General features: G+C 33.8%; 10 protein-coding genes and 3 pseudogenes. 9 read left to right on the forward strand and 4 right to left on the reverse strand.

Annotated elements, in window-relative coordinates:
* Positions 1 to 10 precede the first annotated feature (10 nt).
* A complete protein-coding gene (locus ACFINR_RS01490; protein ID WP_375638813.1) occupies positions 11 to 586 on the reverse strand; it encodes a hypothetical protein in 576 nt (191 codons plus the stop codon).
* Positions 587 to 793: 207 nt separating this feature from the next.
* Between ACFINR_RS01490 and ACFINR_RS01495 the strand changes: the two genes are divergently transcribed.
* The 3 genes from ACFINR_RS01495 (at position 794) to ACFINR_RS01505 (ending at position 3,246) form a co-directional block, all read left to right on the forward strand.
* Entirely contained in the window at positions 794 to 1,045 is a 252-nt protein-coding gene (locus ACFINR_RS01495) for a hypothetical protein (protein WP_375638815.1), read from the forward strand.
* Between the two features lie 179 nt (positions 1,046 to 1,224).
* A complete protein-coding gene (locus ACFINR_RS01500) occupies positions 1,225 to 1,707 on the forward strand; it encodes a hypothetical protein (RefSeq protein WP_375652358.1) in 483 nt (160 codons plus the stop codon).
* 999 nt (positions 1,708 to 2,706) lie between these two features.
* A complete protein-coding gene (locus tag ACFINR_RS01505) occupies positions 2,707 to 3,246 on the forward strand; it encodes a hypothetical protein (protein WP_375610935.1) in 540 nt (179 codons plus the stop codon).
* Here the strand turns inward: ACFINR_RS01505 and ACFINR_RS01510 are convergent.
* From ACFINR_RS01510 to ACFINR_RS01520, 3 genes are all read right to left on the reverse strand, one after another.
* Positions 3,230 to 4,084: a hypothetical protein gene (locus ACFINR_RS01510; protein WP_375610934.1), complete on the reverse strand. Its 855-nt coding sequence runs from the start codon at positions 4,082 to 4,084 to the stop codon at positions 3,230 to 3,232. The two genes, ACFINR_RS01505 and ACFINR_RS01510, sit on opposite strands and share 17 nt — an antisense overlap.
* A 245-nt stretch (positions 4,085 to 4,329) precedes the next feature.
* Positions 4,330 to 4,758: a type II toxin-antitoxin system HicB family antitoxin gene (locus ACFINR_RS01515; protein ID WP_375610933.1), complete on the reverse strand. Its 429-nt coding sequence runs from the start codon at positions 4,756 to 4,758 to the stop codon at positions 4,330 to 4,332.
* Between the two features lie 67 nt (positions 4,759 to 4,825).
* On the reverse strand, positions 4,826 to 5,017 hold the full coding sequence (locus ACFINR_RS01520) for a hypothetical protein (protein ID WP_375610932.1): 192 nt from the start codon (positions 5,015 to 5,017) through the stop codon (positions 4,826 to 4,828).
* A gap of 303 nt (positions 5,018 to 5,320) precedes the next feature.
* On the opposite strand from ACFINR_RS01520, the pseudogene ssb reads away from it, so the two are divergent.
* From ssb to ACFINR_RS01550, 6 genes and pseudogenes are all read left to right on the forward strand, one after another.
* A pseudogene (ssb, locus tag ACFINR_RS01525) lies at positions 5,321 to 5,772 on the forward strand (single-stranded DNA-binding protein).
* A gap of 10 nt (positions 5,773 to 5,782) precedes the next feature.
* A pseudogene (locus tag ACFINR_RS01530) lies at positions 5,783 to 6,321 on the forward strand (hypothetical protein).
* A 66-nt stretch (positions 6,322 to 6,387) separates the two neighbouring features.
* A complete protein-coding gene (locus tag ACFINR_RS01535) occupies positions 6,388 to 6,588 on the forward strand; it encodes a type II toxin-antitoxin system HicA family toxin (protein WP_375638821.1) in 201 nt (66 codons plus the stop codon).
* Complete coding sequence (locus ACFINR_RS01540) at positions 6,585 to 6,980, forward strand: type II toxin-antitoxin system HicB family antitoxin (RefSeq protein ID WP_375652359.1); 396 nt, start codon at positions 6,585 to 6,587, stop codon at positions 6,978 to 6,980. The genes ACFINR_RS01535 and ACFINR_RS01540 overlap by 4 nt, the downstream gene beginning before the upstream one ends.
* 498 nt (positions 6,981 to 7,478) lie before the next feature.
* Positions 7,479 to 7,799: a hypothetical protein gene (locus tag ACFINR_RS01545; RefSeq protein WP_375652360.1), complete on the forward strand. Its 321-nt coding sequence runs from the start codon at positions 7,479 to 7,481 to the stop codon at positions 7,797 to 7,799.
* 3 nt (positions 7,800 to 7,802) lie between these two features.
* A pseudogene (locus ACFINR_RS01550) lies at positions 7,803 to 8,373 on the forward strand (hypothetical protein).
* The last annotated feature ends 120 nt before the right edge of the window (positions 8,374 to 8,493 follow it).

The raw sequence follows: 8,493 nt of genomic DNA on the forward strand, positions 1-8,493 counted from the left end.
TGATATGCTTTTAATCGATCTGTTGCAGCCTCCATTTCATTCCATGATGATTGGATTCGTTTGGCTTCTTCTTTAGGGGAAATATACGTTCTAAAAAAATATTAGCATTAAAAATTTTTGTGAAATCATAAGTTGGAGAAAATTGAAAAGTAAGTTTAACAGAAGCCCCATATGTTCTATCAATATCGGCCCCAAATTGTATACCTATGATAGCAAAACATTTTGTATGGGCTGGAATATTTATAGACAATAATACTTTCGACGCAGGTACTTCAGGTGGGCTTATAAAATGAATTCTATCTTCGATATTATGGCAATAAGGTAAAGAAGGCGCATTAAATTGACCAACAGAAAGAAATACTTCAGGCCAAGAATTAGTATGTTCCCAGTTAATATCACTACATGGTTTCCGACAGTAAACACCAGAAACAGAATGTAATTTAATATCAAAGGGAGCTATATTGTGAAAATTAAACCATGCAATATCATCAGCAAACTCTTCATAACAAGATGTAATAAACAAAGGTTGCAGTGGAATGTTGTTTACTTGATTGTTTGTATTTTGAAGCACACCATTATCAGGCATTTTCCACCTTTATTTCGAATAATAATTACCGTCGAACGGCTTTGTAAAAATATTTTTAAATGGAATAGCAAATGACTAACACGATTTTCTGTCTTGATCTAGGGACAAAGACAGGCTGGGCGATATGTTCCAAAGACATGTGCCTAAAGACGACAACGAAGCAGACTCTTTAGCAATTTTATATTTAAAGAAAGAAGGGGGGTATACATGTCCAGTAAAATACCATGGACGAGACTTAATACAGACCAATGGCTATTTAAACTTTCTGATTTACCGCCTATGGAAGTCAATGTTTATGTGAAGTTGCGGATAAGAATGTTACACACGCGTGAACCTCTTTTGAATGATTCACAAATATTATCTCATTTTACTTGTTGTTCAGTAAAAAGATTTCAAAAGGCATTAGATTATTTATTTAGATTTGGACACATCATTTGCTTAGAAGATGGTCGTTTGTGAAATTCAGATGTTGAGGAAGAACTCAATAACTCAAACGAAAATTTAAATAAATTTTCAGAGAGCACAGAAGGCAGCGCAAGCAAAATGGGCAAAACATCATAAAGCAAAAACAATTAGTGATGATCAAGATGCTAAGCATGATGCTTGTGAGGATTCTAGCAATACACAAGCAATGCTTAATGATGTCATTAACAATAACATATATAATAAAAAAACTAAACTATCGTTTTAGAAAAAAAGAAATTTGTTCTGAAAGTTTAGAAACAAACGAACAGATTGACGAGCCAACAGAGGTTCATGCTTGCGAAAGCCAACCAAAGCAAATCACAACGGGTGTAGAAAACCAACCTCCCATTCACGAGCAAAAGAACGTTCCCAAAAAAGCGAAGCGGACTAGGTCAAAATATGGGTTTCTCTTACCTGCGGATTTTGAACCTAATTTGCAATACGCAATCGATCAAGGATTAACGCATCATGAGGCAGTGTCAGAATTTGAACGGTTCACAAATTACTGGATAGCAAACCCAGGTAAAAAGTGCAAACAAACGAGATTGGCAAAGGACTGGGTGCAATTGGGTTACACATCCAAAGTGTTTTTTTTTAGCACAGAAAAAAGCAAGATTAGAACAGGAGAAACGGTTAGGTGGTCATTATGGAAATGATCAGTCCGGGGTATCCATTGACTTTGAAAACTGGGAATACATTGACGAAACAGGAGGAGGCGCAAACCTTAGATGCTTGCAATCGTCTACAATCGTTGCTCTCTGTGAAAGCTTCAGTTAAGCAAATTGAGCAAGCTTCTTTCCTACTCTCAAGCATGAAGTCCCTGCGAACACAGATTCCAAAGCCGTTATCCTTTCCTATAGCATGATGCTGGAACGGATTTCAGCATATGCTCTGAAAAAGGGCGTCGAAGATATCGTAACTGGTCAAGCAATGGGGATATCAAAAACATTTATGCCAATTTGTGGAGAGCTTTTAGCTTATTGCCAGACAGTAGAAAATAACCTTCTTTCAAAAGCCGAAAGTGTACGTAGAGCAATTAAAATACACGTGAGAAAACACTCAAAGAAAAAACAGCGAAAGAGCACTTTAGACGACTAACGCTTGTTCACAAGCAAGAGCTTGAAGAAACTTTAAATGGTATTGGAGGAACAGTGAAAAACATTGCAGGTTAGCAAAATAGTGAAAAGTGGTGATCATTTTACGATTAGATATGCGTTTTAAGAGTGACTAAAAATTTTTTTTAAGGTATAATACTTTCCTAAAATTGTATGCAGTACCAAATTTATAAACTAAGTGAATCCTTTAATACAAATTAAGAATTTTAGGATGTGAAAATTTCAAGATATTTGTTTAAAAAACATAAATAGCTAGTATCAATGTAAAAAAATATTGCAGCAGTCATTAAGTTCTTTCGTGTATTTTTGAAATAACAGAGTGTTTCTTTAATCTTTATGAAAGGTTAGAGGATCTTAGTACTTAAAGCGATCATCAACTATAGATAAATAATAGATGAGGTTAACTAAAAGCAACTGGATGCAATAGAAGACGTTGCTATTAAAAGGAAAGCAAACGCGAAAAAACTAAAGGTAGTTTGTGCCTTCTATCAGAAAATAATTTAAAAAATTGAAATCATAATTTTTTCACAGGAAATGAGTATGTTTACAGATAAGCAACTAAGAGCCTTGTTTGGCATTATAGTTTTTATATTTTTATGTTTTTCAGGAATTAAAAAAAATATTGACTTTATTCAGGGTATTTTGACATTCGCATCTGTTGGTTTGATAATAGTAACAACTATTTTTGCAATTTTATGCAATTCTAATATTCCTTCTGAGTTGCAGAACAACCCAAAATATAAAGATGATGGTACAACGGGTTGGGTGAAACTAACACGTGATTTACAACAATATATGCACCGACTCTTAAATATAATAATTTTAGCGCTTGTCGTTTTAATTTTCCCAAATAGTTATAAAGAAACTGTTTCTTTGCCTGTCATTTTTAGGTATGTGGAACACAAATTTCCTTTTTCATTAGATACCATAATGTGGTACTCAGATATTGCTATTTGGTATTTAAACATTGTACTTTGGTATTATTTTTTATGCCGTGTACTCTTTCTTATGTTGTATACACGCAATTTAATAAATATATCTATCCTTACACTGCAGTGTTCCATTATAAAGCCACAGTGAAATTTCCGATTTCAAATATCAATTCTTTTTTTACAAAATCTTTATTATATCTGCCATTATCATCTTTAGATGATTTAATACGGATTCTATGCTGAAAACTCTCAGTATTAAATATTACATCGAACTTATCATATGTATCTCCCACAAAATTTAATTTGTGCAATATAGGATTTTTTTTATCTTTTTTTAAAAAATTCCACAAATATTCCCTTAAATTATTTTCTTCTTTAAATTTGATATCTAAGCTGAGTTCTATTTCAGTAACATCATCAGTGGGAAATGCATCAAGAGAATCTTTAGCCAACTCCACTAAGCATTTTGCTGATTGCTTTCCAAAAAGTTCTAATTGTTTTTGTTTTTTATATTTTAGTTTTATTTCTTTAATTGAATGCAATTTTTTTTCGAAATCTTGCTTATCAATAAGCTCAGGTAAAATATTAATTTCTTCCTTGAAATTTTCTTTGTAGTGTGACTGCAAGCATTGGTTTAGCTTTTTACTTGAAGAAAAAAGAATGAATTTTGTAGGAATCAAAACTCCAAAATATTGTTCATTTTGTTCAATTTGTTTTTTAGAACGCGGGTTAGGAACGCTTTGAAAGCCATTTTCGGAATCAATCACTTCAGGATTATAAGGACTTTCTTCTCCTGTTAAAACATAAACCCAATAGTAGGTACTTGATTCCACAAAAAGTTTTTCAATTGTTAAGGTAGCACATTGATTCTTCACGGTAAGAGTATACGTTCCTTCCTGCAAAAATTTATCGATACAATTTGTATTAACTAATTTTGAGTCTGTATCTATTTCATATTTATAAGAAAGGAAGTTAATGGTATTCATAAAGCTAACACAATTACAACGTTTATAGTCTTATGGGCGATAGATACTATCTAAGTTATCTCAGTGATTATGAAGTAGGTAGTTTGTATCTCAAATATCTCGTGTCTTTTAGAATCATTCAAGTGAAAGGTGGAGGCTATAAAATTTTAATTGTAGAAGCAATATGAGTTTTAGAAGATCTATTAAAAGCTGCTTAAGTTTAAAAGAAGTATGATCATCTTCCCAGCTTTTAAGTGGAGAAGAAATTAGGTTGCATCTTTGATTGTAATAACGACTTTCTTTCCAAGAACACTCAGTGTTTGCTCTAATGTTTGAAGCTTAGTTGGATAATTTGGATCAAGAATGCGTCTTGCTTCTGTTTCTTTTTTACCCAAACGATTAGCCAATTCTGTTTTTGTGATATTCGCTTCATTAAAGGCTTCTACCACTGCAAGTTTAAGAACATTCCATGCATCTACAGTAACCTCTACAAGGTCTTTATACTGTTGTGGCATTGGTAAAGGCAAACCGCGCATAGAATAGCTCCGTAATGCTAAAGCTAAAGCTTCAACAGCATTCTCTAATGCCTCTGCTCTATTTTCTCCAGCTGTTATTGCTTCTGGTACATCTGGAAAGGTTACAATAAAACCACCGTCTGGATCAGATTCCAGTTTTGCTTGATAAGTGTATTCCATGTTTAGGTATCCTCGCCATAATCGAAATGCTTTTAAAACGAAAAATCAAAGCCATTGAGAGAGTAACTCATACCCTCAACTGCTTTTTTATTATTTTCACGTAAAGTGGGGTCAATTCACCAGATTTTATAACGGTTGTCTTGTCTCCAAAAGTTACCAAATAATATGACCCTTTGCCTGCATCAGGAGCTTCACTGTAATGAATGCCTCTATTTCTGGCTTCTTTACGTAATTCTCTAAGCAGTGCTTCTCGTTTCATTTAGCCTCCCCCTTTACTTTATAAAATGAATATCGCACAAAAAGGTTCGATAGTCAACAATAAATCGAACAAAAAAGTTTGATACAGACTCTTAATGAAAGGATATTTATTGAAACGTTAAAAGCAGAAATAAGAAAGCCGTGCCATTTGTGTGACATGTTTTTTTGATGAATAATTTGTCAAATAATATTATAATGTAATACTTAAAAAACTGTTATTAATAAACTGAAATAATTGAAAAAATAAGCAAATAATGTTAAGGTTTTCTATGTATTAAAATACAAATTTAAGGTAAGAAAAAACATGCTAAATAAAGTGACGTTAATCGGGCGCCTTGGTGCTAATCCCGAAAGCAAAACAATGAATTCTGGAGCAGAAATAGTCAATTTTAGTATAGCGACTTCTGAGAGCTATACAGATAAAAAACCAATCAAAAAGTAGAGAAAACAGAATGGCATTCCATGGTGATTTTTAATCCACATTTAGCAAAAATTACACTTCAGTATCTCAACAAAGGTTCAAAGATTTACGTAGAAGGCAAATTACAAACACGCAAATGGCAAGATAAAAATGGGCATGACCGTTACACAACAGAGATTGTCTTACCACAATTCAAAGGCGAGTTGTATTTGCTTGATGTAAAGAAAGATCAATCGGCATCCCCTACCCCTTCACCCATTACTTCTCAAAATTATGCTATCGCTTCAGGTGCTCAAGATTATAGAACAGCTCTTAACGATAGTGTCCCATTCTGATTGATAACATATGACAAAGAGAAAAAAACGTACAAAACGCGGACGTCCTCGGATAAAAGGATGCATAAGAGAACCAAACGGACGCATCTCACGAGCAAAAACACCGCATGAACCCATGGATAAATTGGCAATTGAAATGCGTGCCAAACGCTTTGGCTTGACCATAGAAGAGGCTAAAAATCCGCTTTCCGGTACCTATATTGGGCGGCTTTATTTGCAAGGCGAAATCAATCAAGACCAATATGATGCTGCGCAAAAATATCTTGAAGTGAAAAACAATTACCTATGTGCAAAAGCATTGCCTAATGCAATTTATGATGAAATGCCTACAACTTCTGATAACGGAGCAAGAGAGAAATGGGCACAGAAGGCAACAGAACATCTTTTAGCTGTAAAAGATGTTGTGTTCAAGAAGCTCAATGTTTACACCGTCAATATAACCTTCATGCCGCATTACAGTATCTTGTCATAGAAGATCAATCACTACCACACCTTGTGCTTTCATTGCGCATTGCTCTTAATGCGCTTCATAAGCATTTTAGCCATTAAAAAGAATTGACATCAGATGAAAAATCATTAAAATGTGTATATATTTACACATTATGAGTTTAGGTAATGGAACAAGATAGCCGAAAAATCATTGCAAAATTAAAGCATGATGGCTTTGAACTTATCAAAGTGAAAGGTTCTCATCATAAATTTAAAAAAGATGATAAGGTTGTTATCGTTCCACATCCTAAAAAAAATCTTCCGATTGGTACAGCACGTTCTATCGCACAACAAGCAGGCTGGTTAAAAGAAGGAGAAGAAGAATGAAAAGATTTTTTGCTCTTGTTCATAAAGATGAAGAATCTGCTTTTGGTGTTCAGTTTCCTGATTTTGAGGGACTTTTTTCTGCTGCTGATGAAGAAGAAAATTTAATCGCAAATGCAACAGAAGCACTCCAACTTTATTGTGAAGATATAGTTAGAGTGCCTATTCCTTCAAAATTTGAAGAAGTTATACAACGGGAATCTGTCAAAACAGCTTTGTCAGAAGGAGCTTTTTTAATACAAGTTCCTTTTATTGAAAATGATTCAGAAGTCATACGCACAAATATATCAATTGAACGAGGGCTTTTACGTGCAATTGATAATTGTGCACAAGAGAGAGGTTTAACAAGATCTGCTTTTTTGGCAACAGCAGCGCGTCACGAGCTTAATATTTAGCTCTTCAATCTGGAAAATTTATCACTCTAGATTTTTTTGCAAAAGCGTGTAATTGCATATGATCCGCGAGCTATTAATGAAAATCAAAAGGCGGCAGGCAAACAAAACGCTATAGTTAAGAGGGATATAACTATCATTGATACTATATACATGGCATCTAATATTTCTGGACCTGTCATTGCCTTTCCCTCCTATAATAATTTCACAATAATTTATAAAATCTAAAATGTTTTAGAAAATTCTATATATTCTATTTTAAAATAAAAAATATAGATTTTTTTGTTGACATGGTGTAAAAAATCGTATTTAATGACGATACTGTACTAGTTGTATTGTGTCTAAAATTCAAAAATATCCCCAAAAATTCAGCAAAATGTGAACTTGAAGCGTAGCTAAAAAGCTCTGTTTTCTTGTTATCTCTGGCTAATTAATTTTTCACAGAATAAAAATCAATAATTGACTAATTATGTCATTAATTATGACTCAAAAGGAGCCATAATGAAAGCTGTCATCACTAAGCCAATGTGTGTTGTTGGAGACAATAAAAGCACTGTTCGCTTTGAACCATCAACACCCAATAATCCATTTGTTGAAGTTTCCAATCAAGTCGACGCACGTCTCAAGCGCGCTAATGCTGTAAAACCTTTTGTTGATGTTCAAACAAAAATAAAACCCGACAAGACAATTGAACACATTAAGCAAGTAGAAAAAGAACCCAACCAAATATCATCTGAAACAGTAACAGAGGAAACCTCTCTCGAAAAACCAAAAGAATCTAAAGCTTCCAAGCCATCAACATCTACCCCAAAAAAGGCTTAGAAGTTGAAATTAATTATCCACCAAAAATGGTATCTTCAACAGGCAAAAGATACCTTCACAAGCCTTCAAGCCCCTCGCCTTAATTGGGCTCTGCGTAATGCTCTAAACACTGCAGCAAAACAAGTTGAACGCTTTACTGAAAAGCAAGTTGCAGACATCTCATCAGCCCAAATAAAGCGTATAAGAAGAGGTGTTTATATTAAAGAAAAGGCGACAGCAAGGTTTCTTGAGACAGATATCATTGGTCCTGGAACACCGATACTTCTTAAATTTTTTAAAGCAAAAGAACAAAACGCAGCGTGGCTTACAAAATGTTTGTAAAAAAACAAATCTTGCCCATGTTTTTATCAAGGATCGGAGTTTTCCAAAGCGTGTTGAATTAAAAAAGCTGAATGGTAATGTTTTTCAAAGAGTGGATGGAAATCAATTCCCCATTGCAAAACAAGAGGGACCCTCAATTGCTAGGGTGATGTCAAAGCCAGAGATTACAAGTGCTATTGTAAAAAAAGCCAATGAGAGATTAATTGCCAATATACAGTACCAACTTGCTCATCATGAATACGCTGGCTGTTAATAAGAAAGGCTAGATTATGTTCTTAAACTTTATCTATATATTCCATATCCTTATGAGTTTATGCATTACACACTTTGATTGCAATTTTAAAAACAGATTATCACTTATGCTTTGTTTTTC

The sequence above is a fragment of the Bartonella sp. AP19HLJMH genome (assembly GCF_042196245.1).
Taxonomy (GTDB): Bacteria; Pseudomonadota; Alphaproteobacteria; order Rhizobiales; family Rhizobiaceae; genus Bartonella.